The 24,178-nt window shown below is 54.6% G+C and carries 22 protein-coding genes and 7 tRNA genes; 17 read left to right on the top strand and 12 right to left on the bottom strand.

Annotated features, from left to right (window positions below):
- Positions 1–22: 22 nt before the first annotated feature.
- The 7 genes from pxpA to HFD94_RS01625 all read right to left on the bottom strand — a co-directional run bounded on the left by pxpA (position 23) and on the right by HFD94_RS01625 (position 5,999).
- On the bottom strand, positions 23–760 hold the full coding sequence (gene pxpA, locus HFD94_RS01595) for a 5-oxoprolinase subunit PxpA (protein WP_033766692.1): 738 nt from the start codon (positions 758–760) through the stop codon (positions 23–25).
- Complete coding sequence (pxpC, locus tag HFD94_RS01600; RefSeq protein ID WP_010671294.1) at positions 750–1,679, bottom strand: 5-oxoprolinase subunit PxpC; 930 nt, start codon at positions 1,677–1,679, stop codon at positions 750–752. Before pxpC ends, pxpA begins: the two co-directional genes overlap by 11 nt.
- A complete protein-coding gene (gene pxpB / locus HFD94_RS01605) occupies positions 1,673–2,329 on the bottom strand; it encodes a 5-oxoprolinase subunit PxpB (RefSeq protein WP_167432719.1) in 657 nt (218 codons plus the stop codon). The genes pxpC and pxpB overlap by 7 nt, the downstream gene beginning before the upstream one ends.
- A 159-nt stretch (positions 2,330–2,488) precedes the next feature.
- Positions 2,489–3,232 (bottom strand): type 2 GTP cyclohydrolase I, encoded by a 744-nt coding sequence (locus tag HFD94_RS01610; RefSeq protein ID WP_010260703.1) that lies wholly within the window; start codon positions 3,230–3,232, stop codon positions 2,489–2,491.
- 18 nt (positions 3,233–3,250) lie between these two features.
- Positions 3,251–4,675 carry a deoxyribodipyrimidine photo-lyase gene (gene phrB / locus HFD94_RS01615; RefSeq protein WP_022626044.1) on the bottom strand — a complete coding sequence of 475 codons (1,425 nt, stop codon included), beginning with the start codon at positions 4,673–4,675 and terminating at the stop codon, positions 3,251–3,253.
- A 12-nt stretch (positions 4,676–4,687) separates the two neighbouring features.
- Positions 4,688–5,644 (bottom strand): 2-thiouracil desulfurase family protein, encoded by a 957-nt coding sequence (locus tag HFD94_RS01620; protein WP_010260698.1) that lies wholly within the window; start codon positions 5,642–5,644, stop codon positions 4,688–4,690.
- A gap of 154 nt (positions 5,645–5,798) precedes the next feature.
- Positions 5,799–5,999: a DUF2517 family protein gene (locus HFD94_RS01625; protein WP_010671290.1), complete on the bottom strand. Its 201-nt coding sequence runs from the start codon at positions 5,997–5,999 to the stop codon at positions 5,799–5,801.
- A gap of 257 nt (positions 6,000–6,256) precedes the next feature.
- Between HFD94_RS01625 and kdpE the strand changes: the two genes are divergently transcribed.
- The gene (gene kdpE, locus HFD94_RS01630; protein ID WP_010260694.1) at positions 6,257–6,931 is read left to right on the top strand and encodes a two-component system response regulator KdpE; all 675 of its coding nucleotides are present in this window, start codon (positions 6,257–6,259) and stop codon (positions 6,929–6,931) included.
- Positions 6,932–7,283: 352 nt separating this feature from the next.
- Here kdpE and pgm read toward each other — a convergent pair whose 3' ends face one another.
- Both pgm and seqA read right to left on the bottom strand, forming a co-directional pair.
- Positions 7,284–8,924, bottom strand: coding sequence for a phosphoglucomutase (alpha-D-glucose-1,6-bisphosphate-dependent) (gene pgm, locus HFD94_RS01635; protein ID WP_031592218.1), 1,641 nt, complete (start codon positions 8,922–8,924; stop codon positions 7,284–7,286).
- A gap of 26 nt (positions 8,925–8,950) precedes the next feature.
- The gene (gene seqA / locus HFD94_RS01640) at positions 8,951–9,499 is read right to left on the bottom strand and encodes a replication initiation negative regulator SeqA (protein ID WP_010260690.1); all 549 of its coding nucleotides are present in this window, start codon (positions 9,497–9,499) and stop codon (positions 8,951–8,953) included.
- Positions 9,500–9,749: 250 nt separating this feature from the next.
- Between seqA and ybfF the strand changes: the two genes are divergently transcribed.
- The 4 genes from ybfF (at position 9,750) to fur (ending at position 12,413) form a co-directional block, all read left to right on the top strand.
- Complete coding sequence (gene ybfF, locus HFD94_RS01645) at positions 9,750–10,514, top strand: esterase (protein WP_033766681.1); 765 nt, start codon at positions 9,750–9,752, stop codon at positions 10,512–10,514.
- A gap of 168 nt (positions 10,515–10,682) precedes the next feature.
- Positions 10,683–10,958 carry a LexA regulated protein gene (gene ybfE / locus HFD94_RS01650; protein WP_010260688.1) on the top strand — a complete coding sequence of 92 codons (276 nt, stop codon included), beginning with the start codon at positions 10,683–10,685 and terminating at the stop codon, positions 10,956–10,958.
- 132 nt (positions 10,959–11,090) lie between these two features.
- The gene (gene fldA / locus HFD94_RS01655) at positions 11,091–11,621 is read left to right on the top strand and encodes a flavodoxin FldA (protein WP_010260687.1); all 531 of its coding nucleotides are present in this window, start codon (positions 11,091–11,093) and stop codon (positions 11,619–11,621) included.
- Positions 11,622–11,969: 348 nt separating this feature from the next.
- Positions 11,970–12,413, top strand: a complete 444-nt coding sequence (gene fur, locus HFD94_RS01660; protein ID WP_009091454.1) for a ferric iron uptake transcriptional regulator — start codon at positions 11,970–11,972, stop codon at positions 12,411–12,413.
- A gap of 71 nt (positions 12,414–12,484) precedes the next feature.
- Here the strand turns inward: fur and HFD94_RS01665 are convergent, their stop codons facing one another.
- The 3 genes from HFD94_RS01665 to nagE all read right to left on the bottom strand — a co-directional run bounded on the left by HFD94_RS01665 (position 12,485) and on the right by nagE (position 16,963).
- Positions 12,485–12,880, bottom strand: a complete 396-nt coding sequence (locus HFD94_RS01665; RefSeq protein ID WP_010260686.1) for a hypothetical protein — start codon at positions 12,878–12,880, stop codon at positions 12,485–12,487.
- Positions 12,881–13,115: 235 nt separating this feature from the next.
- On the bottom strand, positions 13,116–14,783 hold the full coding sequence (glnS, locus tag HFD94_RS01670; RefSeq protein ID WP_010671287.1) for a glutamine--tRNA ligase: 1,668 nt from the start codon (positions 14,781–14,783) through the stop codon (positions 13,116–13,118).
- 152 nt (positions 14,784–14,935) lie between these two features.
- Positions 14,936–16,963 (bottom strand): N-acetylglucosamine-specific PTS transporter subunit IIBC, encoded by a 2,028-nt coding sequence (gene nagE / locus HFD94_RS01675; RefSeq protein ID WP_033771135.1) that lies wholly within the window; start codon positions 16,961–16,963, stop codon positions 14,936–14,938.
- Positions 16,964–17,291: 328 nt separating this feature from the next.
- Between nagE and nagB the strand changes: the two genes are divergently transcribed.
- The 12 genes from nagB (at position 17,292) to HFD94_RS01735 (ending at position 24,178) form a co-directional block, all read left to right on the top strand.
- Positions 17,292–18,092 (top strand): glucosamine-6-phosphate deaminase, encoded by an 801-nt coding sequence (gene nagB / locus HFD94_RS01680; protein WP_010260676.1) that lies wholly within the window; start codon positions 17,292–17,294, stop codon positions 18,090–18,092.
- 62 nt (positions 18,093–18,154) lie between these two features.
- Positions 18,155–19,303: an N-acetylglucosamine-6-phosphate deacetylase gene (gene nagA, locus HFD94_RS01685; RefSeq protein ID WP_167432720.1), complete on the top strand. Its 1,149-nt coding sequence runs from the start codon at positions 18,155–18,157 to the stop codon at positions 19,301–19,303.
- 7 nt (positions 19,304–19,310) lie between these two features.
- Complete coding sequence (locus HFD94_RS01690; RefSeq protein ID WP_010260667.1) at positions 19,311–20,531, top strand: N-acetylglucosamine repressor; 1,221 nt, start codon at positions 19,311–19,313, stop codon at positions 20,529–20,531.
- A gap of 39 nt (positions 20,532–20,570) precedes the next feature.
- Positions 20,571–21,323: an HAD-IIA family hydrolase gene (locus tag HFD94_RS01695; RefSeq protein ID WP_010260664.1), complete on the top strand. Its 753-nt coding sequence runs from the start codon at positions 20,571–20,573 to the stop codon at positions 21,321–21,323.
- A gap of 307 nt (positions 21,324–21,630) precedes the next feature.
- Positions 21,631–23,298: an asparagine synthase B gene (gene asnB / locus HFD94_RS01700; protein WP_010671283.1), complete on the top strand. Its 1,668-nt coding sequence runs from the start codon at positions 21,631–21,633 to the stop codon at positions 23,296–23,298.
- Between the two features lie 218 nt (positions 23,299–23,516).
- Positions 23,517–23,593 (top strand) — tRNA-Met (locus tag HFD94_RS01705).
- Between the two features lie 9 nt (positions 23,594–23,602).
- Positions 23,603–23,687: transfer RNA gene (locus tag HFD94_RS01710), tRNA-Leu, on the top strand.
- A 22-nt stretch (positions 23,688–23,709) separates the two neighbouring features.
- Positions 23,710–23,784, top strand: a tRNA-Gln gene (locus tag HFD94_RS01715).
- 34 nt (positions 23,785–23,818) lie between these two features.
- A tRNA-Gln gene (locus HFD94_RS01720) sits at positions 23,819–23,893 on the top strand.
- Between the two features lie 22 nt (positions 23,894–23,915).
- A tRNA-Met gene (locus HFD94_RS01725) sits at positions 23,916–23,992 on the top strand.
- Positions 23,993–23,998: 6 nt separating this feature from the next.
- Positions 23,999–24,073: transfer RNA gene (locus HFD94_RS01730), tRNA-Gln, on the top strand.
- 30 nt (positions 24,074–24,103) lie between these two features.
- Positions 24,104–24,178: transfer RNA gene (locus tag HFD94_RS01735), tRNA-Gln, on the top strand.

Consider the following 24,178-nt stretch of genomic DNA (forward strand, 5'->3'; position numbering starts at 1 on the left):
ACGCCGGGCTAAGTGTGGTTATTCAGTTGCTGGTGACACGAATCTGCTGATCGGCAAACGCATCACGCAACCGCTGTGCAAATTGCAGAGCGTGCGCGCCGTCGCCATGTAAGCAGACGGTCTGTGCATTCACCGCTACCCATTCTCCGGTGATACTTTTTACTTTGCCCTGCTGCACCATCGTCAGCGTCTGACTGATAGCCAGCTGTTCATCTTCAATCAGCGCGCCCGGCTCGCTGCGCGGCACCAGCGCACCGCTACTGAGATAGCCACGGTCGGCGAACACCTCTTCCCGCGTGCGTAAGCCGTAGTGCGCCGCCGCGCGAATCGATTCGCTGTTAGCCAGTCCCACCACAATCAGCTGGCTGTCGACCGCCCTGATGGCACGGGCAATGGCATCCGCCAGCACCGGATCGGCCGCTGCCTGGTTGTAGAGCATGCCGTGCGGTTTAACATGAAGCAGCCGCGCACCTTCGCTTTCCGCCAGACTTTTCAGCGCACCAATCTGGTAGATCATCTGGGCGTAGACCGTTTCCGGCGGCAGCTGCATGGCGCTGCGGCCAAAGTTCTCCCGATCGGGAAAAGCGGGATGTGCACCAATCGCGACGCCGGATGCCTGTGCCCAGCGCACCGACTGCAGCATGGTCTGCGCATCACCTGCGTGAAAGCCACAGGCGATGTTGGCGGAACTCACCAGTTGCAGCAGCGCCTGATCGCTGGCGCAGCCCTCGCCCAGGTCGGCGTTTAAATCAATTTTCATTGAGTCCCCACTTCATCTGGTCCAGGGCGCGTTGCTGATGCTGACGTGCCAGCATCGCTTCCGGCAGGGTGCAGTGAATAAAATGAATCGGCTCACCCAGCCGGATTTGTGCCAGGTGATAGAGATCGGCTTCGATAACCGAGGCGATGCGCGGATAGCCGCCGGTGGTCTGGGCATCCGCCATCAGCACGATAGGCTGTCCGTTCGGCGGCACCTGAATCACACCCGGCATTACGCCGTGTGACAGCAGCTCGCGCGGGCTCTCGCGCTCAAGCTTGCGTCCCTCAAGCCGGTATCCCATCCGGTTACTTTGCGGGCTGAGTTTCCATGCGGTACGCCAGAATGCCTGCTGCGCTTCGCGGCTGAACTCGTGATACTCCGGGCCAGGTAGTGCGCGGATGCGGTTGCCCCACAGCAGTTGCCGCACCCCGACTTTACGGTCAAACGTGCGGGTCGGTTTACCCAGCGGGAGCTGATCGCCATCCTGCAAGGCTCGCCCCTGAAATCCGCCAAATTTTGCTTTTAGATCGGTGCTGGCGGAGCCGAGCATCGCGGGGATATCAAAACCGCCCTGCACTGCCAGATAGCTGCGCATGCCGCGCTGCGGCATCGCCAGTGACAGGAGCTGCCCCCGTTTCACCGGCGTGCGCCAGCCCGTCCAGACCGGCTGGCCGTCAAGCTCCGCATGGCAGCCTGCGCCGGTCAGCGCAAACCAGCCATCGCGGGTAAACTCCGCTTTGAACTGGCCGAGCACCATCTCCAGCACCGCGCTGTCGGGATCATTGCCCACCAGCACATTGGCGGTGAACATCGCGGGATGATCCAGCACACCACCAGGGCTGATGCCATACTGACGCCAGCCGTAACGGCCCGCATCCTGAATAGTCGCGGCCAGGCCGGCTCGCAGAATGTTTAACATACGCCCTCCTGTTGCGGCACAAAGCGAACCCTGTCACCGGGACGGAGCAGCGTGGGCGGTTGCTGCAGGGGATCAAACAGCGCGGTGCGCGTCTGGCCAATCAACTGCCAGCCGCCGGGCGAAGCCAGCGGATAGACGCCGGACTGGCTGCCGCCGATGCCCACCGAGCCGGCGGGCACTGCAACCCTGGGCTCAGCACGCCGCGGGATGTGCAGGCGCTGATCCAGTCCGCCCAGATAGGGAAAACCGGGCTGAAAGCCGATAAAAAAGACCACATAGTCGCTGCTGCTGTGCAGCTCAACCACCTGACGGGGCGTCAGCGCGGCGTGTTCCGCCACCACCGTCAGATCGGGGCCAGACTCGCCGCCATAGATCACCGGGATCTCCACCTGACGCGACTCCGGCAACTGCGCTTCACTCTCTTCCCACCAGCGCAGAAGCCGCTCTATTGCGTCCAGCGCGCTCTGCTGGGGATCACGCAGGATCAGGGTGATGTTGTTCATGCCGGGGATCACCTCCAGCACGCTGGCATAGTCGTGCAGTCGCTGATTCAGTCCCCAGATTCGTTGCTGGCTCTCCAGTGAGACCGGCGGTTCCAGCTCCAGCACGACAGCGCGTTCACCCAATAAATAACACCGTGCTCGTTGCAACAGCTACCTCCCGCTCAGTTGAGATCGCGCCTGGCCGACCTGACCGGATGCCCGGTGCAGCCCATTGCTTATCTACGTAAAGCAAACAGTTATGCGAAAGTGACAGGGATGTGTCAACAGATTTAGGTCCTGCGCAGGCGCGCAGGACAAGGGAGAGTGTCAGGCAGGATTGGGGATATCGATGAAGGTCACATCAAGATCGTGATGTTGCGCCAGCCAGTCGCCCAGCGCTTTTACGCCGCCGCGCTCGGTGGCGTGATGGCCTGCGGCAAAGAAATGCAGCCCCTGCTCACGCGCGCTGTGAATAGTCTGTTCAGAGACTTCACCGGTGATAAAGGCATCGACGCCCGCCGCCGCCGCCTGGTCGATAAAGCCCTGCCCGCCCCCGCTGCACCAGGCAATGCGACGGATCAGCGCTGGCGCGTTGTCACCACAATGCAGCGGTTCACGTCCCAGCCGCTCACCAATTCGGCGGGCCAGCTGCTCGCCGGACAGGGGCTCAGCCAGCTCACCCCAGAACACCAGCGGCATCACTTCGCCGCGCACTTCGATATCCAGCAGTTTCGCCAGCTGGGCGTTGTTGCCTAATTCAGGATGCGCGTCGAGCGGCAGGTGCCAGCCATAGAGATTGATATCGTTGGCCAGCAGGGTCCGCAGACGACGGCGCTTCATACCTTTAATCGCGGCCGGTTCACTTTTCCAGAAATAGCCATGATGGACAATAATCGCATCGGCCTGACGCGCCACCGCCTCATCCAGCAGCGCCTGACAGGCAGTGACGCCGGTGATAATCGTTTTGATCTCGCTGCGTCCCTCAACCTGCAAACCGTTGGGGGCGTAATCGCTGAAACTGTGGCTATCGAGTTGCTGATTGATCAGCGTCTCTAATTCGTAATGGTTCATTCAGGCTCCTTCGAGGCCTCAGGCTGCGCTCTTGGCGCGCTCAAAGGCGTCTAATGTCTTTTTACGTGCCACCTTATGATCCACGATTGGTGCCGGATAATCGAGTTTCTTATGATGCTTCTCCGCCCAGACATGGGGCTGGTGAATATCGCTGTCAGGGACCCCGGCCAGTTCAGGCAGATAGTGGCGGATAAAATCCCCCTTCTCATCGAAGCGCTCGCCCTGCGTGGTCGGGTTAAAGATGCGGAAATAGGGCGCCGCGTCGGTGCCGGTCGAGGCCGCCCACTGCCAGCCGCCGTTGTTCGCGGCCAGGTCACCATCAATCAGCTGCTGCATGAAATAGCGTTCACCTTCACGCCAGTCGATCAGCAGATCTTTGACCAGGAAACTGGCGGTGATCATCCGTAAGCGGTTGTGCATCCAGCCCAGCGCCTTCATCTGACGCATTGCGGCATCGACAATCGGATAGCCGGTTTTACCCGCTTTCCACGCGTCGAAATGTGCGTCGTTACGCTGCCATTCAACGTTTCGCGTCCAGTCGATAAACGGCTTGTGTCGGCACAGCGCCGGCCAGGCAACCAGCAGATGACGGTAGAATTCACGCCAGATCAGCTCGTTCAGCCAGGTGAACGCGCGGCTGTTGTCCAGCGCATCGGGATGTTCATGCAGCACGCGATGCAGGCACTGACGTGGCGACAGTACGCCGGTCGCCAGATAAACCGACAGACGGCTGGTGGCGTCCAGCGCCGGAAGGTCGCGCTTAGCGGGATAGTCGATAACCGGTTGCGTGGCGAAATGGCGCAACCGCTTCAGCGCCGCCGCTTCGCCTGGCGGAAACAGATCCTGATCAAAGTCTTCGGTTGGATAGTCAAAGGCGGGAATCGGGGAGGCTTTCAGCGGTGCGCCTTCGCGCGCTTTCGGCGCAGGCACGCACTCAGGCAGCCCCTGCTGCAAGCGGCGGACAAAGGCTTTGCTGAACGGGGTAAACACCTTATACATCGAGCGATCGCCGCTCTGCACACTGCCGGGCGGCAGCAACAGGCTGTCATCAAAGCCCTGGCAAATCACGCCCGCGTCGTCGAGACGCTTTTCAGCCTCCGCATCGCGCTGGCGTTCATTAACTTCATACTGGTAATTATAGAAGAGCTGATCGACCTGCTGCTTAGCGCAGAACTGCAGCAGCGCATCAATACTGTCGCTGAAGGCGTGACACGCCTGATAGTGCAGTTCAATGCCCCGCTCCGCCAGCGCACGCTGCACCTGCAACAGACTGGCGTGGATAAACGCCGCCTGCTTCGGTGACATGTCATGCTGCTGCCACTGTGCTGGCGTGGCAAGGTAGAGCGCAATCACTTTTGCATCGCTGTCGCGGCAGGCGGCGTGCAGCGCCAGATTGTCGTTGACGCGTAAATCGTTACGCAGCCAGACCAGATGGGTGGTCATACTCCTCCTGTATTACTGTCCGTAGCGTAAGCACAAGGCTTCGGGATAGGGATCGAAATAGCGTTGCTGGGCCAGCCACGGGTGCGGGTACTCCGCCATGTAGTGTTTGAGAATGGTAATCGGCACCAGCAGCGGTTGTGTGCCCTGACGATAGCGGTCAATCAGCGTTGCCAGTTCCTGGCGCTGCGGTGAACTCAGATGCGTGCGGAAGTAGCCCTGCACATGCATCAGCACATTGGTGTGATTGCGACGTGAGGCGGGACGTGACATCAGTTCCATCATGCGATTGCGGTATTCAAAGGCAAAGGCGTCCAGCGACTCCCACTGGCTCATGGAGGCGACAAAGGGTCCCAGCTCGCGGTATTTCTCCTGCGAATGCGCCAGCATCATCAGCTTGTAACGGCTGTGGAAGGCGATCAGTCCCTGCCGGGTCAGACCGCTTTCCCACATCTGATTAAATTCATGCAGCGCGCAGACACGACCGATAAAGTTCTCACGCAGGGCGGGATCGTGCAGACGACCATCTTCTTCCAGCGGCAGCCAGGGCATCTCGCGCTGCAGGAATTCAGTAAAAATACCGGTGCCTGCTTTGCGGTTATTGTTGTTATCGGGCTCATAGACCCGCACCCGTTCCATGCCACAACTGGGTGATTTGGCGCAGAGGATATAGCCACAGAGGTGATGCAGCGATTTTACCCGCTCAGCAGACCAGTCACGCATCTGCGTCGTAACCTCTTCTCCGCCATCTTTGCTGAAGCAGAGATGCAGCTCATCATCGCCCTGCTTCACCAGACGCAATGCCGGGCGCGGCGTTGGCAGACCAATCGCCATCTCAGGGCAGATGGGCTCAAAACGGACAAATGGGGTGAGATCGTCGGTCGCAAAAGTAAGACGCTTATGCCCACCATCAAATCTGACGCGGTCGCCGAGCAGGCATGCACTGATTCCAACGGGGATTTTTTTGCTCATACTTGTACAACCTCCGAAATCTTGTAGAGGTTTAAGTGTAGCGTAAAATGGTCAGGAATAAAGGGTTAAAACGGGATTCCGGATCGCTTATTCTCAGAAAAAACGCAAAAAAAAGCCCGGTCAGTTGACCAGGCCTGTTTTGCGGCAGGGGAAATCACCAGAACGCGCCACCACCCGCTTCCGCCTGCGCCAGCCAGACCGGCTTGGCGCTGGTCTTACACCAGACGCGGTGCAGATAGCTGTAGAAACGTGCCCGATCCTGTCGAAACAGCATAACAGGAAGCGCCAGTACGCCGAGAAGAACCACCAGCGTACGTCGCGCAATAATTTTATAACGTGGATAAGCCCGATACATGGTTTCTCCTCCCGGTAAGTGAAAAAGTGTGAATGTGATCTGTGTTCAACTTTACGCCAGGTTGTGTAATTTTACTACTCATCTGACCACTTATTTGCTGCTATTTTTGCTGTTTAAGAATTAACCTGTAATTAAGTTACAAAAAGGTTACCGCTTGGTTGCGTTAGCGTTGAAAGGGCCGACAGATTATGGTCGCGGACGCCAGCATAAAATGTTGATAAAGTAGCGCTTCGGTCCCCACTCAAGGCAGGTATTGCGTGACCACGGTTTTGATCGTTGAAGATGAAAAAGAGATCCGGCGCTTTGTCCGGCTGGCGCTGGAAAATGAAGCCCTTAAGGTGTTTGATGCCGATACACTGCAACGCGGACTGATTGAAGCGGCGACCCGCAAGCCGGACTTAGTGATCCTGGATCTGGGTCTGCCGGATGGAGATGGCACCGATTTCATTCGTGACCTGCGCCAGTGGAGCGCCATACCGGTGATTGTGCTGTCAGCGCGCAGCGATGAGCAGGATAAGATCGCCGCACTGGATGCGGGAGCAGATGACTATCTGACCAAACCCTTTGGCATTGGCGAACTGCTGGCGCGCGTCCGGGTTGCGCTGCGTCGTCATAGTGGCCAGCAGCCGGATGCCAGAGTGACGTTTGCCGACGTCAGCGTCGATTTCGCCGCACGACGGGTACAGCGCGGCAGCAGCGAGATTCACCTTACCCCGATTGAATTTCGTCTGTTGAGTATTCTGCTGAACAATGCCGGTAAGGTGCTGACGCAGCGGCAGTTGCTGAGCCAGGTCTGGGGACCCAATGCGGTGGAGCACAGCCATTACTTGCGCATCTATATGGGACATCTGCGCCAGAAACTGGAAGCCAATCCGACACAACCGGCTCATCTGCTGACGGAAACCGGGATCGGCTATCGCTTTATGCCATAAAAAAAGGCGCCAGAGGCGCCTTCAGAGTGCTGATAAAGCCAAATCCTGTGAATCTCACCGCAATGAATAAATTCAAAGCGCAGGGAACACGGCCAGAAGAGGAAAGCGTCCCACGGCAGGGACAAAAACGCCGGGAGCGTTTTTGAACAACGCAACGCGTTGGCCCGGCAACGGGCGCACCTCAGGGATGAGGTGCGTAATCGCGTGGGCCGAGCGTGTCATGGATGACGGCTTTTGCGTCTTTCCGATCTGGCCGCGTTTCCTGAGCTAGCTACACGGCCTCACAGCGATGAAGGCCGCGCTTTACCAGCAGTCTGAGGCGCGCGATGCGCCTCTTTATCTGCCCGACTAATCAGGCGTTTTTCAGCACTTCGCTGACAATCTCAACGGCTTCTTTCTCAATCTGCGCGCGGTGTTCAGCGCCCAGGAAGCTTTCACAGTAGATTTTGTAAGCGTCTTCGGTGCCTGAAGGACGGGCAGCAAACCAGCCATTCTCCGTCATCACTTTCAGACCGCCGATAGATGCACCATTACCTGGCGCGGCAGTCAGACGAGCGGTGATAGGATCACCCGCCAGGGTATCAGCGCTGACCATCTCCGGTGACAGCTTCGACAGCGCGGCTTTCTGCGCTGAGGTGGCTGATGCCTGCAGACGGTTGTAGCTTGGTGCGCCAAAGCGCGCTGCCAGTTCGTCATAGTGCTGCTGCGGGTTTTTACCGGTCACGGCAGTAATTTCAGCGGCCAGCAGACACATGATGATGCCATCTTTGTCCGTAGACCACGGCGTACCGTCGAAACGCAGGAAAGAAGCGCCTGCGCTCTCTTCGCCACCAAAACCAAAGCTGCCGTCATACAGACCATCAACAAACCATTTGAAACCCACCGGCACTTCCACCAGCTTGCGACCAATGTCGTTGACCACACGGTCAATCATGGCGCTGGAGACCAGGGTTTTACCCACGGCAACATCCTGACCCCACTGTGGGCGGTGCTGGAACAGATAGTTGATCGCCACCGCCAGATAGTGGTTTGGATTCATCAGACCCGCCGGAGTCACAATGCCGTGACGGTCATAATCGGGATCGTTGCCGAACGCCAGATCGAACTTGTCACGGTAAGCCAGCAGGCCTGCCATTGCGCTTTCAGACGAGCAGTCCATGCGGACCACGCCATCTTTATCCAGATGCATAAAGCGGAAGGTCTGATCGACCGCGTCATTCACCAGCGTCAGATCCAGCTTGTAGTGCTCAGCAATACGCTGCCAGTAAGCAATACCGGAACCACCCAGTGGATCCACACCCAGCTTCAGGCCCGCTTTCTGAATCGCCGGGAAGTCGATAATCTCTGCCAGGCCTTCAACATAAGGCTGGATCAGATCTTTCTCGACCACATGACCGCTGGCCATCGCCTGCTCCAGCGGCAGACGTTTCACCTCTTTCAGGCCATCTTTGATCAGCTGATTGGCACGATCTTCAACCACTTTGGTGACGTTGGTATCAGCAGGTCCGCCGTTAGGTGGGTTGTACTTGATGCCGCCATCTTCTGGTGGATTATGCGACGGCGTAATCACGATGCCGTCAGCCAGCGCGCCACCCGCTTTGTTGTGCTCAAGAATCGCATTCGAGATCGCAGGGGTCGGCGTATAGCCATTATCCTGCTGCACAATCACATCAACGCCGTTCGCCGCCAGCACTTCCAGAACAGACAGGATGGCGGGTTCTGACAGCGCATGGGTGTCTTTACCGACGTAGCAAGGCCCGGTGATACCATTCTTTTTACGCTCTTCGGCAATCGCCTGAGCGATCGCCAGAATGTGCATCTCGTTGAAGCTTTGACGCCCTGCACTGCCGCGATGGCCGGAAGTGCCAAATTTCACCGCATGTTCCGGGTTCGCCACATCGGGCTGCAGGACATAATATTGTGACGTTAATTGTGCAACGTTAATCAAATCGCTCTGCTGGGCGGGTTGCCCGGCACGTGGGTGATTGGCCATTGGCGCTGCTCCCTGACGCTTAAGTTTTAAATGGTGCCGCAAACTTTCTCGGTCAGTTCCGCAGGGAACTGCATCGAGAGCATGATGTGTTCGATCATGCTGCATTTACGACCAGTATTGGTGTTGGTGATCACCCAGTACGGCGTGCCGGGCACATGCTTCGGCTTAGTATGGGTGCCATTCTGCAACAGCGTATGCTCATCACCTGCAAAATAGACGCGGGTGCGGCCCTGCAGAGATGCAGTAGCTTCAGCAAAGGCTGCGGTATCAAGACGATAGAGCGTTGACAAGATAAGCATAAAGCGATTCACCGCCCGCTTCTGCTCCGCATATTCATCGGAAAGCAGCAGCTCGCGCACCGCGCGGACACGATCCTGCGGGCGCGAACCCACAGACGCAGGCTGGGACTCTTTCGCTGCATCTTTTGAGGCTGGCTGTGCAGGCGAAGCGGGTGCAGTCTGACCGGCCGTGAACTTCAGCATACGACGCAGAATGTCGGATGCGCTTTCACCAATGTGTTGCGTGTGGCTGGCAATATAACGGTAGAGCTCTTCGTCAACTTCGATCGTTTTCATCTTATTCCGTACGGTTCTTTCTCATGACAGAACCACCTGTTTCCTGAAAAGCTCTGAGTATAGTCAGGCAATTCAAAGGGTGTGTGGGTTCTAACATCAGGATTATAAAGTTAAAGTCAGGCGGGTTGTTAGCAATCAAACGGTTTACGGGCAAAAGTCAGAATATGTCCTAATGCCGCCGGAACCGGCGCGCCTGAAAAGGTGAAACCATGATAACCTAAGCTCAGGTCTCAAACTTAAGAACTTTGCTATGATTTTGAACGCCCGTCTGCAAACTGAACAATCCCCTGCTGATTCTCTGCCCATCCTGCTTATTCACGGTCTGTTTGGCAGTCTCGATAACCTTGGCGTGCTGGCGCGCGGGCTGAAAGATGCCGGTCCGTTGCTGCAGGTAGATGTCCGCAACCACGGACTTTCACCACGATCTGACGAGATGAACTACGCTGTAATGGCGCAGGATATGGTCGAAACACTGGATGCACATGGCATTGATCGCGTCGCGGTGATCGGACACTCGATGGGCGGTAAAATCGCCATGACCATGAGCGCGCTGGTGCCGGAACGCATTGAGCGCCTGGTGATGATCGATATCGCCCCGGTGGATTACCAGACGCGCCGTCATGACCAGATATTTGCCGGCATTCGTGCCGTCACCGATGCGGGCGTCTCATCCCGCAGCGAGGCGGCGAAGGTCATGCGAACGCTGATAGAGGAAGAAGGGGTGATCCAGTTCCTGCTGAAATCCTTCCAGGAGGGGGAGTGGCGCTTCAACGTTCCGGTGCTGTGGGATAACTACACCACGATATCTGGCTGGCAGCCGGTTCCCGCCTGGAATCACCCGGCGCTGTTTATTCGCGGCGGCGACTCCAGCTACCTGGATAACAGCTATCGCGATGCGTTGCTGCAGCAGTTCCCGGCCGCTCAGGCGCATGTGATCGGTGGCGCAGGACACTGGGTTCATGCAGAGAAACCTGATGCCGTTTTGCGCAGTGTCCGTCGCTTTTTTGCGCTTTAAAAGCAAATAGATGGCGGCAAAGGTTTAGGATTGGCGTCCGGCGTAAGCGTGAAGTATGATGGCGCGCTAAAATTTTGCCGCGGGTCAGTTTTGCTGCGGCAATGGCCAATAATTTATAATCTGCGCGGTGAGTGTCTGGCGCCCGCCCCCATTCAGTTTTACTAAGCCATGGCAAAAGAACAGACTGACCGCACGACGCTCGATCTCTTTGCTGATGAGCGCCGCCCTGGTCGACCCAAAACCAGTCCGCTTTCGCGTGATGAACAGCTGCGCATTAACAAGCGCAATCAACTGAAACGTGACAAAGGACGCGGACTTCGTCGTGTCGAACTGAAAATGAACAGTGACGCCGTCGATGCACTCAATACGCTGGCAGAACAGCGCAATCTCAGCCGTAGCGAACTGATTGAACAGATGCTACTGGCACAGCTCAAACTGGATTAATGCGGGCAAATCGCACGCAGAGGCAAATGTCGGGGCTTTAACCGTTCACCGGTTTTCTCTCGTCTGCTATTATTCGCTGAAATGTGCTGCGGCACACATCTCATCATCAGGATTTAAGAGGTTATTTTACTCATGGCACTCGTAGGCATCTTCTTCGGCAGCGATACCGGCAATACCGAAAACATTGCAAAAATGATCCAGAAACAGCTGGGTACAGATGTTGCAGAAGTCCATGACATCGCAAAAAGCACAAAAGAAGATCTGGAAGCGTTCGATATCCTGCTGCTGGGTATTCCGACCTGGTACTACGGCGAAGCACAGTGCGACTGGGATGACTTTTTCCCGACGCTGGAAGAGATCGATTTTAACGGCAAGCTGGTTGCGCTGTTTGGCTGTGGCGACCAGGAAGATTACGCAGAGTATTTCTGTGATGCCATGGGCACGATTCGCGACATTATCGAACCGCACGGTGCCGTGATTGTCGGACACTGGCCAACTGAAGGCTACCACTTCGAAGCCTCGAAAGGCCTGGCCGATGACACCCACTTCCTGGGCCTGGCCATTGACGAAGATCGCCAGCCTGAGCTGACCAGCCAGCGTGTTGACCAATGGGTTAAGCAGATTTTTGATGAACTGCAGCTGAAAGAGATCATCGAAGCCTGATCCTGCCCGACTCAATGTGAGCGCCAGCTCACATTGAGGCAATGAAAATGCCTATAGAAATAATAGCCACATTTTTTTAACTTTCTCCGTTTAATCTGTAGAATACCCGCATCGATCTTCCGCTTATTTTCTCAGGCGGCAAGACTAAGTGATGTGCTAACAGACCTCTGTCAGAATCTTCCCCGGCCCGGTGACGAATCCCCAATAGCCCATGATGATTCAGACACGCCCTCTGGTTTTCATTTCATCGCTTCAGTTCTATAATGAGACGCAAATGAGAATGAGCACAGATCGACATTCAAGGCGATAAGCCACAAAAGTGAATATTAGTAACAGGACAAAATCCGCATGACTGACAACAACACCGCATTAAAGAAGGCTGGCCTGAAAGTAACGCTGCCCAGACTGAAAATTCTGGAAGTGCTTCAGGAACCTGAGTGCCATCACGTCAGTGCGGAAGATTTGTATAAACGCCTGATCGACATTGGCGAAGAGATTGGCCTGGCGACCGTTTACCGTGTTCTGAACCAGTTTGATGATGCCGGTATTGTGACTCGTCACAACTTTGAAGGCGGCAAGTCTGTCTTCGAACTGACGCAGCAGCATCACCACGATCACCTGATCTGCCTGGATTGCGGCAAGGTTATCGAGTTCAGCGACGAATCGATTGAAACGCGTCAGCGTGAAATCGCGACCCGCCATGGCATCAAGCTGACCAACCACAGCCTCTATCTCTATGGACACTGTACGCTGGGCGATTGCCGTGAAGACGAAACGCTGCACGACCAGTAACGCTGGCGCGGCCTGAAATAAAAAAACCGGTGAATTCACCGGTTTTTTTTCGTCTGTTTTCTGCCCTCACCTCAGGCGACCAGCGTCTCCTGCAGATAGCGCCAGCGTGGAATGGAGCTGCTGCAATCCAGAATGGCCAGCGAAATGCGGCTCTGGTTATTGCCGTTCATCATCTGCATTTCGCGATACTGTACGACGATCTCTTTTTCATGATGAGAGAGAATGACATGTTCACAGGTGGCAATGCGCATCCCTTCCCGCTGCCCTTGTAACTGCTGGAAAAGATCCTCGACCTCGTTCAGATTGTACTCTTTGCCCTTTGGGGTCACCATGCGAAATTCAGGATGAAAATAGGACATCAGCAGCTGGAAACTGTCGTCAGATCCGGCTGGCTGATTAAAAATACGTTCAATGAGCTGATGTAAAACGACGACACTGTGTTTGGCTTCCTGGGCGAGAACTGTCATTTTTTTTCCTTCTGTAACCCGCTTTGCAACCTCTGAGAGCGGATAGCCTACCTGAAAGCTGACAATTCACATCCTGAAATTGATTAATTTTTTTAAACTCAGATTACTCCCACAAGGCGGTATTGAACCGGTTGTGGTTAGTGCAGAATAAACGTCGGCGATGGTAAAAATCGGGGCAATAAAAAAGGGCGATAAATCGCCCTTTTGTCATTTTATGAGGTCAGCCCCAAAAAATTTATTCGCCCGTTTTGGTCCAGGTATCACGAAGACCGACGGTGCGGTTAAACACCAGTTGCGTCGGTTTCGAGTAAACGCTGTCGGCGCAGAAATAACCTTCACGTTCAAACTGAAACGGTGTTGTCGGTTCCACATCGCGCAGGCTGGGTTCAACAAAGCCGTTTTTGATCGTCAGTGATTCAGGATTAATGACCGCCAGGAAGTCCTCTGCAGCAGCCGGGTTTGGCACACTGAACAGACGGTCATACAGGCGGAACTCAGCTGGCTGCGCGTGATCCGCAGAAACCCAGTGAATCACGCCTTTGACTTTGCGGCCATCGGCTGGATCTTTGCTCAGCGTATCAACATCGCTGGTGCAGTAGATGCAGGTAATGTTGCCCGCTTCATCTTTGGCGACCCGCTCAGCACGAATCACATAGGCGTTACGCAGGCGGACTTCTTTGCCCAGCACCAGACGCTTATATTGTTTGTTCGCCTCTTCACGGAAATCCGCGCGATCGATCCAGATCTCGCGGCTGAACGGCACTTCACGCGTGCCCATCTCCGGTTTACCCGGATGATTTGGCATGGTGACGATTTCGCTATGGCCTGCTGGCAGGTTTTCGATCACCACTTTAAGCGGATCTAAAACCGCCATGGCGCGGGGCGCATTCTCGTTAAGATCATCACGGATACAGGACTCCAGCGAGGCCATCTCCACGATGTTATCCTGCTTGGTCACGCCAATACGACGACAGAACTCACGGATAGACGCGGCGGTGTAACCACGGCGACGCAGACCTGAAACAGTCAGCATGCGCGGATCGTCCCACCCTTCTACGTGCTTCTCGGTCACCAGCTGAGTGAGTTTACGTTTCGACATCACCGCATACTCCAGATTCAGGCGCGAGAATTCATACTGACGCGGATGAACCGGAATAGTGATGTTGTCCAGCACCCAGTCATAGAGACGGCGGTTGTCCTGAAACTCCAGCGTACAGAGCGAGTGCGTAATGCCTTCCAGCGCATCGGAGATGCAGTGGGTAAAGTCATACATCGGGTAGATGCACCACTTATTGCCGGTCTGGTGGTGTTCCGCAAACTTGATGCGGTAAAGCACCGGATCGCGCATCACGATGAAATTAGAGGCCATGTCGATTTTGGCGCGCAGACAGGCGGTGCCTTCGGCAAACTCACCGTTTCGCATCTTCTCAAACAGCGCCAGATTCTCTTCCACGCTGCGATCGCGATAAGGGCTGTTTTTACCCGGCTCTTTCAGGGTGCCGCGATATTCACGAATCTCATCCGGACTCAGTTCATCAACGTAGGCCAGTCCTTTGGAAATCAGCTCGATGGCATAGTTGTAGAGCTGATCGAAATAGTTTGATGAGTAACAGACCTCACCGCTCCACTCAAAACCCAGCCACTGAACGTCACGCTTGATGGATTCAACGAATTCCATATCCTCTTTAACCGGATTGGTATCGTCGAAACGCAGGTTGCATTGCCCCTGGTAATCCTGGGCGATGCCAAAATTCAGACAGATCGATTTCGCATGACCAATATGCAGATAGCCATTGGGCTCCGGCGGAAAACGGGTATGCACGCTGCTGTGCTTACCGCTCGCCAAATCTTCGTCAATGATCTGACGAATAAAGTTAGTTGGGCGGGCTTCAGCCTCACTCATCTCAAAAATCCTCAATACGAATAACGGGTGATTTGTACCACGAAGTAACGGAGTATGATCCACAAAGCGTCTGAGGGAAACAACCGTTTGTTAAGCCTTTAAAACAAAAAAGGCAGGAATCGCTTCCTGCCTGTGGGGTTCTGTTGCGGGGATTAGCCTTTCACTTCATACAGCGGGGTTTCCCCTGCTATTACCTGACCCTGTGCCAGTAAAGTCAGACCGGCGAAATCGTCGCTGTTGCTGACCACGACCGGACTCACCATTGAGCGGGCATTGGCGTTAAGGAATTCAAGGTCCATCTCCAGTACTCGCTGACCGGCGACCACGCTGGCCCCCTCTTCAACCAGACGGGTGAAGCCTTTACCTTCCAGCGCCACGGTATCCAGCCCCATGTGCACCACAATCTCCACGCCATTGTCGGTTTCCAGACAGAAGGCATGATTGGTGTTAAAGATTTTCACCAGCGTACCGGCAATCGGTGCCACTACCCATTTGTCGCTGGGCTTGATCGCCAGACCGTCACCCACCGCTTTGCTCGCAAAGGCTTCATCCGGCACATCATCCAGCGCCACGACTTCACCGCTGACCGGCGCCAGCAGCGTGGCGATGACCTGCTTCTCACTGTTCAGCACCGCCTGCGGTTTAACGTCCGGCTCGGCCGGCGCACTGCTGGTAGCCGCTGCAGCGACCGGACCTTTGGTCAGCACTTTTTTCATGGCCGAGGCGATGCTTTCTGCCTGGGTACCCACGATGATCTGCACGCTCTGTTTGTTAAGACGGATTACGCCGGACGCGCCAAGACGCTTAGCAACCGCCTCATTCACCTGCGCCGAGTCATTCACGTTAAGACGCAAACGGGTGATACAGGCATCGATGCTGGTTAAGTTAGCTGAACCACCAATCGCCCCAATGTAGCGGCGCGCCAGTGACTCTGTGGCACTTTCACCGCTATCCGTTTTATCAACGTTAACGTCATAACCATCAGTTTCATCACCATCAACCGCCAGCTCGCGGCCCGGCGTCATCAGGTTGAATTTTTTGATGGTAAAGCGGAACACCACATAATAGATAACGAAGAAGACCAGACCCTGCGGGATCAGCATGTACCAGTGTGTCGCCAGCGGATTACGGGTCGACAGCACCATATCCACCAGCCCGGCGCTGAAACCAAATCCGGCAATCCAGTGCATGCTGGCAGCGATGAAGACAGAAATACCGGTCAGGACGGCGTGGATCAGATAAAGCACGGGTGCCACGAACATGAAGGAGAACTCCAGCGGTTCGGTAATACCCGTAAAGAAGGCAGCAAACGCCGCGGCCAGCATGATACTACCCACTTTGACGCGGTTCTCAGGACGCGCACAGTGGTAGATAGCCAGCGCAGCACCCGGCAGACCAAACATCATGATCGGGAAGAAGCCCGCCTGATAACGACCGGTGATGCCGACAGTTGCCGAGCCGTCAGCCAGTGACTGTGCACCGCCAAGGAATTTAGGAATGTCATTAATGCCCGCAACATCGAACCAGAACACCGAGTTCAGGGCGTGATGCAGACCGACCGGAATCAGCAGGCGGTTAAAGAAGGCGTAGATACCGGCACCGGCAGAGCCGAGCTTCTGGATATGTTCACCAAAGTTAACCAGACCATTAAACACCACGGGCCAGATATACATCAGGATAAAAGCGACAAAGATCATCAGGAACGAAACGAGAATCGGCACCAGCCGGCGTCCGCTGAAGAAAGAGAGTGCCTTAGGCAGTTCAACGTGGCTGAAGCGGTTATAGACCTCTGCCGACAGAATACCGACAAGGATGCCGACAAACTGGTTTTCAATTTTGCCAAAGGCTGCTGGCACCTGATCCAAAGGAATTTTCTGAATCATCGACACTGCAGCTGGTGAGCAGAGCGTGGTGACCACCAGAAAGCCGACATAGCCAGTCAGGGCAGCGGCACCATCTTTATCTTTTGACATGCCGTAGGCTATACCGATCGCAAACAGCACCGACATGTGCTCAATGATTGCCGCACCCGACTTGATCAGCAATGCCGCCAGCGCATTACCTGCGCCCCAGCTGTCTGGATCGATCCAGTAGCCCACGCCCATTAATATCGCTGCTGCTGGCAGGGTTGCTACCGGCACCATCAGTGCGCGCCCCACCTTTTGTAAGTAACCTAACATATCCCCTTCCCCCTATGAGCCTGACTTGTCGCTTTGCGCTGCTTAATGTTGTTATGTCAGCTGCAAAGATCGTTAATACACTTCATATCACGCAGCGAAGTGTAATGATAAATTAATTCGCCTCGCAAATTAAAAGCCTGGTAAATGTGATTTTTATCACTAAAAAACATCGTTTCATACGGCAACATCTGGCTATGACCGTAAACTTATTTTATGATCCGAAATATTGAATTATGCGCTGGCCATGGCGACAATGAATCATCTGTTCAGATTGGTGACTCACGCAACGGCTTAGCCATCCCCTTTCTATTTTCAATTGAGGTGAAACATGAGACTGATTCCTTTAGCGACACCAACCCAGGTGGGAAAATGGGCCGCCCGACATATTGTTAATCGTATCAATGCGTTTAACCCGACGGCGGATAAACCTTTTGTCCTGGGTCTGCCAACCGGCGGTACGCCACTGGAAGCGTACAAACACCTGATTGATATGCACAAAGCGGGCCAGGTCAGTTTTAAAAACGTCGTGACATTCAATATGGATGAATATGTTGGCCTGCCAAAAGAGCATCCTGAGAGCTATCACAGCTTCATGTATCGAAATTTCTTCGATCACGTTGATATTCAACCGGAAAATATCAACCTGCTGAATGGTAATGCCCCCGATATTGACGCAGAATGTCGTCAGTACGAAGAGAAAATTCGCGCGCTGGGTAAAATTCACCTGTTCATGGGCGGCGTTGGCAACGACGGTCATATCGCCTTTAACGAACCGGCTTCCTCTCTCGCTTCCCGTACCCGCATTAAAACCCTGACCCATGACACCCGCGTGGCGAACTCCCGCTTCTTTAACGGTGACGTTGATCAGGTGCCTAAATATGCGCTGACGGTCGGCGTCGGTACGCTGCTGGATGCAGAGGAAGTGATGATTCTGGTTACCGGCCATGTTAAAGCGCAGGCATTACAGGCGGCGGTTGAAGGCAACGTTAATCATATGTGGACCATCAGCTGCCTGCAGCTGCACGCGAAATCGGTGGTAGTGTGCGATGAGCCGGCCACCATGGAACTGAAAGTGAAAACCGTGAAATATTTCCGCGAAATGGAAGCGGAAAATATGAAAGGCGTGTAACAGAACATTGTCATGCCCTGCTGTTACGCTGAGTGACAGCAGGCCAGGACGGGAGAAGAGAGATGTACGCATTAGTTAACGGTCGAATCTACAGTGGCCATGAGGTTCTGGATAATCACGCGGTGGTGGTTGCCGATGGGCGTATTGCGCGCGTCTGTCCGCGTGAAGCGCTCCCGGCGGATATTGAGCAGCGGGATATGGCGGGGGCGAATATTGCGCCAGGCTTTATCGATCTCCAGCTCAATGGCTGCGGTGGCGTGCAGTTCAATGACAGCCTTGAGGCGCTCAGCATTGAAACGCTGGAAACGATGCAGCGCGCCAATGAAAAGTCTGGCTGCACCAGCTTTTTACCAACGCTGATAACCAGCAGCGACGCCCTGATGAAGCGGGCGATTGAAACCATGCGCGCCTACCTGCAGAAACATCAGAATCAGGCGCTGGGTCTGCATCTGGAAGGGCCCTGGCTGAGCAAAGCGAAAAAAGGCACCCACGATCCGGCGCTGATCCGCCTGCCGGATGCGGCGATGGTGCAGTACCTGTGCAACAACGCGGACGTCATCACCAAAGTCACGCTTGCCCCTGAAAATGCGGGTAGCGATGTGATTCGTCAATTGACTGATGCCGGGATTATTGTCTCAGCCGGTCACTCGAATGCGACCTATGAAGAGGCTAAAGCGGGCTTTTCTGCTGGTGTGAGTTTCGCGACGCACCTCTACAACGCCATGCCCACCTTTGCCGGACGTGAACCCGGGCTTATCGGTGCGCTGTTTGATTCGCCTGATGTATACTGCGGCATTATTGCGGACGGTTTACATGTACATTACGCTAACGTGCGCAATGCAAAACGCATCAAAGGCGACAAACTGGTGCTGGTCACGGATGCCACTGCACCGGCTGGCGCGGACATAAGCGAATTTATTTTTGCAGGCAAAACAATCTATTATCGCGATGGGCTCTGTGTCGACGAAAACGGCACATTAAGTGGTTCTGCCCTGACGATGATTGAAGCGGTACAAAACAGCGTTGAGCATGCAGGGATCGCACTGGACGAAGCGTTGCGCATGGCAACACTCTACCCGGCACGGGCGATGGGCGTGGAAAGGCAGTCAGGCTCGATCGAAGCAGGAAAAATCGCGAACCTGACTGTGTTTACGCGCGACTTTAAAATCATAAAGACGTTTGTCAACGGAGACGACGTCCTGAGCGAGTAAGCACTGAATGACCACTGGCGGCCAGTCACAAATAGGAAATGTCGATCTTGTTAAGCAACTCAATAGCGCAGCGGTTTACCGGCTGATTGATCAACAGGGGCCGATATCGCGCATTCAGATTGCCGAACTTAGCCAGCTCGCGCCCGCCAGCGTCACCAAAATTACCCGTCAGTTGATTGAGCGCGGCCTGATCAAAGAGGTAGACCAGCAGGCGTCTACCGGTGGTCGCCGCGCCATCTCCATTATCACTGAAACCCGCCATTTCCATACCATCGGCGTCCGCCTCGGACGCAACGACGCCACCCTGACTCTGTTTGACCTCAGCGGTAAATCGCTGGCGCAGGAAGATTATGCGCTGCCGGAACGCACCCAGGAGACGCTGGAACATGCGCTGTTTAACGCCATCAGCAGCTTCATTGAGCAGCACCAGCGTAAAATTCGCGAGCTGATCGCGATTTCAGTGATCCTGCCAGGGCTGGTCGATCCGATTAACGGCGTGATCCGCTATATGCCACACATCTCTGTCAGCCGCTGGCCGCTGGTCGCCAGTCTGAAAAAACGTTTTAACGTTACCAGTTTTGTGGGTCATGATATTCGCAGCCTGGCGTTGGCTGAGCACTATTTCGGTGCAAGCCGCGACTGTGCTGACTCAATTCTGGTGCGTTTACACCGTGGCACGGGCGCCGGCATTATTGCCAACGGCCATATTTTTCTCGGCAGCAACGGCAACGTTGGCGAGATCGGCCATATTCAGGTCGATCCGCTTGGCGAGCGCTGTCACTGCGGCAACTTTGGCTGCCTTGAAACCATTGCCGCCAACGGCGCCATTGAAAATCGGGTACGCCATCTGCTGAATCAGGGCTATCCCAGCGTACTGACGCTGGAGGCGTGCCAGATATCCCACATCTGCAAAGCGGCCAATCAGGGTGATGCACTGGCCTGCGAAGTGGTTGAGCACGTTGGCCGTTATCTTGGCAAAGCTATTGCGATTGCGATCAACCTGTTTAATCCGCAAAAAGTGGTGCTGGCGGGTGAGATCACTGAAGCAGAAAAAGTGCTGCTGCCCGCGATTGAGGGCTGCATTAATACTCAGGCATTAGAGGCCTTCCGTAAAAATCTGCCGGTCGTGCGTTCCACCCTGGATCATCGTTCCGCTATTGGCGCCTTTGCGCTCGCTAAACGTGCCATGCTTAACGGCATTCTGCTGCAACATCTTCTGGAAGACTAAGCTAACCCGCTGCTGTGGCGGGCCATATCGGATCTGACTATGACCATTAAAAGCGTAATTTGTGATATCGATGGCGTGCTGATGCACGACAACACGGCCGTTCCCGGCGCACAGGAGTTTTTACAGCGCATTCTGGCCAAAGAGATGCCGCTGGTGGTGCTGACGAACTATCCCTCGCAAACCGAGCAGGATCTGGCTAACCGCTTTGCCTCGGCCGGTGTCGAGGTGCCCGACTCCGTTTTCTATACCTCCGCAATGGCAACCGCCGACTTCCTGCGCCGTCAGGAGGGCAAAAAGGCGTATGTGATTGGTGAGGGCGCACTGATTCATGAACTCTACAAAGCGGGCTTTACCATTACCGATGTGAATCCCGATTTTGTCATTGTCGGAGAGACGCGCTCGTTTAACTGGGACATGATGCATAAAGCGGCTTTCTTCGTGGCTAATGGCGCCCGCTTTATTGCCACCAACCCGGATACTCATGCGCGCGGTTTTATTCCTGCCTGTGGCGCACTCTGTGCGGGTATTGAGAAGATATCAGGCCGTCGCCCGTTTGTTGTCGGCAAGCCCAGCCCCTACATTATGCGCGCCGCGCTGAACAAAATGCAGGCCCACTCGGAAGAGACCGTGATTGTCGGTGACAATCTGCGAACCGATATTCTGGCCGGTTTTCAGGCGGGTCTGGAGACGGTGCTGGTGCTCTCCGGCGTCTCGACGCTGAGTGATATCGATGCCATGCCGTTCCGTCCGGACTGGATCTACCCTTCTGTGGCCGATATCGACCTGTTCTGATTCATTTCTCTTATGACGCATCCGGCTAATCTGTGATGCGTCCCCCCTTTTTGCGCTATATCTCCCACTTTTACTGTCTGATTTCTGCTCGAAAAAGCCATTTTATTGCTGATCCATCAACGAACCGGCTTTAAAATTATCGTTTATTCAATTTTATTGCCATGCAAGCAATCTTTTTATCAGTAAATCACGATTCCTCTTGCATTGAATGCACCAAATAGCGCATTTTCTTATGTATCACGCAGCATCAGGCTGCCGGACAAACGCAAAAGAAAACATCGCCGTAAGGTGAGCTCAGGAGTCAGTTATGTGTTCAATTTTTGGTGTGCTGGATCTGAAAACCGATCCTGTTGAGCTGCGCAAAAAAGCGCTGGAATGTTCACGCTTAATGCGTCATCGCGGCCCGGACTGGTCAGGCGTCTACGCCGATGACCATGCTATTCTGGCGCATGAACGTCTCTCAATTGTTGACGTTAACAATGGCGCACAGCCGCTGTACAACGCCGATCACACCCACGTACTGGCAGTTAACGGCGAAATTTATAACCATCAGGCACTGCGCGCTGAACTCAGCGATCGCTACGCGTTTCAGACCGGTTCTGACTGTGAAGTGATTCTGGCGCTCTATCAGGAGAAAGGTGTCGATTTCCTTGATGAGCTGGAAGGCATGTTCGCCTTTATCCTCTATGACACCGTTAAAAAAACGTACCTGATTGGTCGCGACCACATCGGCATCATCCCGCTCTATATGGGTAACGATGAGCATGGCAACCTGTTTGTTGCTTCAGAAATGAAAGCGCTGGTGCCTGCCTGCCGTTCAATCAAAGAGTTCCCGCCGGGAAGCTACCTCTCCAGCACCGATGGCGAGATCCGCCGTTACTGGCAGCGCGACTGGATGGAATATAAAAACGTTGAGCACAACACCACCGACGCCGCTGGCCTGAAACATGCGCTGGAAGAGTCCGTGAAAAGCCACCTGATGTCAGATGTGCCTTACGGCGTGCTGCTGTCAGGCGGTCTGGACTCTTCCATCATTTCAGCCGTGACCAAGCGTTACGCGGCGAAGCGGGTTGAAGATCAGGATAAAAGTGATGCGTGGTGGCCACAGCTGCACTCCTTCGCGGTAGGACTGGAAGGTTCACCCGACTTAAAAGCGGCGAAATCGGTGGCGGAGCATCTGGGCACCGTACACCATGAAATTCATTTCACCGTGCAGGAAGGTCTGGATGCCATTCGCGATGTGATTTATCACATTGAAACCTATGACGTCACCACCATTCGTGCCTCTACGCCAATGTACTTAATGTCACGTAAAATTAAAGCGATGGGCATTAAGATGGTGCTGTCGGGCGAAGGCGCAGATGAAGTCTTCGGCGGCTATCTCTATTTCCATAAAGCGCCAAACGCCAAAGAGTTCCACGAAGAAAACGTTCGTAAACTGCAGGCGCTGCATATGTTCGACTGCGCCCGTGCCAACAAAGCGATGTCCGCCTGGGGCGTTGAAGCCCGCGTACCGTTCCTGGATAAAAAATTCCTGGATGTGGCGATGCGTATTAACCCGGCCGATAAAATGTGTGGCAGCAACGGTAAAATGGAGAAGCACATTCTGCGTGAATGTTTCTCCTCTTACCTGCCGGAGAGCGTGGCGTGGCGTCAGAAAGAGCAGTTCTCGGATGGCGTGGGTTACAGCTGGATCGACTCACTGAAAGAAGTGGCTGCGAAGCAAATCAGCGATCAGCAGCTGGCTACCGCTCACTTCCGCTTCCCGTTCAACACGCCGGGTTCGAAAGAAGCCTATCTCTATCGTGAGATCTTTGAAGAGCTGTTCCCGCTGGCGAGCGCGGCAGAGTGTGTGCCCGGCGGTCCATCGGTCGCCTGTTCTTCAGCTAAAGCGATTGAATGGGATGAAGCGTTTAAAAACATGGACGATCCCTCTGGTCGTGCCGTGGGTGTGCATCAGTCAGCCTATAAATAAGCCGGCTGAAAGCAACCAGGATGGGCCCGCTGCGGCCCATTTTTTTTACGATTAGCGTTGTATTCACTGAAAAATTGCCGAATAAACACCCAGGCTGGTTATAAGCCAGTCAAACAGCGATTATCTGGCAAAAAACGGTAAAAAAATTGTTGACGCTGTCTGGTCAACTCCGCATAATGCGCCCCGCAACGCCGATGAAGGTAACGCGAAAAAAAGATGGCTACGTAGCTCAGCTGGTTAGAGCACAGCACTCATAATGCTGGGGTCACAGGTTCGATTCCCGTCGTAGCCACCATCTTTTTTTGCGGGAGTGGCGAAATTGGTAGACGCACCAGATTTAGGTTCTGGCGCCGCAAGGTGTGCGAGTTCAAGTCTCGCCTCCCGCACCATTTCATTATTCGGCAGCGTGGATGGGATATCGCCAAGCGGTAAGGCACCGGTTTTTGATACCGGCATTCCCTGGTTCGAATCCAGGTATCCCAGCCAATTTCGATGATTCTCGAGGCTGAGAACGGACGAATGGGATATCGCCAAGCGGTAAGGCACCGGTTTTTGATACCGGCATTCCCTGGTTCGAATCCAGGTATCCCAGCCATCATTGAAATGCAGTACAATTTGGCTACGTAGCTCAGCTGGTTAGAGCACAGCACTCATAATGCTGGGGTCACAGGTTCGATTCCCGTCGTAGCCACCATATAATTGGGGTGTCGCCAAGCGGTAAGGCACTGGTTTCTGATACCAGCATTCCGGGGTTCGAATCCCTGCACCCCAGCCATACAAAAGACAATTTGAAAAACACCATTATTGGGGTGTCGCCAAGCGGTAAGGCACTGGTTTCTGATACCAGCATTCCGGGGTTCGAATCCCTGCACCCCAGCCA

This window comes from Pantoea sp. EKM20T, assembly GCF_011800485.1.
Classification (GTDB): Bacteria; Pseudomonadota; Gammaproteobacteria; order Enterobacterales; family Enterobacteriaceae; genus Pantoea; species Pantoea agglomerans.